This window comes from Caballeronia pedi, from assembly GCF_001544915.2.
Taxonomy (GTDB): domain Bacteria; phylum Pseudomonadota; class Gammaproteobacteria; order Burkholderiales; family Burkholderiaceae; genus Caballeronia; species Caballeronia pedi.
In genome coordinates, this window is the sequence record NZ_FCOE02000116.1 from 1 (window position 1) to 1,145 (window position 1,145).

1 protein-coding gene is annotated in these 1,145 nt (G+C 65.6%); it reads left to right on the forward strand.

Annotated elements, in window-relative coordinates:
- A partial coding sequence (locus AWB80_RS42755) for an enolase C-terminal domain-like protein (protein ID WP_061180607.1) occupies positions 1-1,145 on the forward strand: 1,145 nt, incomplete at both ends.

The window sequence follows — 1,145 nt, forward strand, 5'->3', positions numbered from 1 at the left end:
ATTCGCAAGACCATCGACGATGCGCGTTCGCTCGTCGTCGGCCAGTCGATCGGCAACATGCAGGCGGTGCTCAACAAGGTGCGCACGGCGTTCGCCGATCGCGACGCGGGCGGACGCGGCCTGCAGACCTTCGATCTGCGCACGACGATTCACGCTGTCACCGCGCTCGAAGCCGCCTTGCTCGACCTGCTCGGCAAGCACCTGGGCGTGCCGGTCGCGGCGCTGCTCGGCGAAGGGCAGCAGCGCGATCAAGTCGAAATGCTCGGCTATCTGTTCTACGTCGGCGATCGCAACAAGACGGATCTGCAATACGCATCCGGCGCGCACGGCAAGGACGATTGGGAACGCGTGCGTACTGAAGTCGCACTGACGCCTGACGCGGTCGTGCGTCTGGCCGAAGCGGCGCAGGCGCGCTACGGCTTCAACGACTTCAAGCTCAAGGGCGGCGTGCTGTCCGGCGATGCCGAAATCGAAGCGGTGACGGCGCTCGCCGAGCGTTTTCCGAACGCACGCGTGACGCTCGATCCGAACGGCGCGTGGTCGCTCGCCGAAGCGATCCGCCTGTGCCGCGACAAGCACGACGTGCTCGCCTACGCGGAAGATCCGTGCGGCGCGGAAAACGGCTATTCGGGCCGCGAAGTGATGGCCGAATTCCGCCGCGCGACCGGCCTGCCGACGGCCACCAACATGATCGCGACCGACTGGCGTCAGATGGGCCACGCGATCCAGTTGCAATCGGTCGACATCCCGCTCGCCGATCCGCACTTCTGGACGATGCAAGGCTCGGTGCGCGTCGCGCAGATGTGCAACGACTGGGGCCTCACGTGGGGCTCGCATTCGAACAATCACTTCGACGTGTCGCTCGCGATGTTCACGCACGTCGCCGCCGCCGCGCCGGGGAAGATCACGGCGATCGACACGCACTGGATCTGGCAGGACGGCCAGCGCCTGACGCGCGATCCGCTGCAGATCGTCGGCGGCAAGGTGAAGGTGCCGGAAGTGCCGGGTCTGGGCGTCGAGCTGGATATGGACGAAGTGGAGAAGGCGCACGCGCTGTATCAGCAACACGGCCTCGGCGCGCGCGATGACGGCGTCGCGATGCAATATCTGATTCCGAACTGGAAGTTCGACAACAAGAAGCCTTG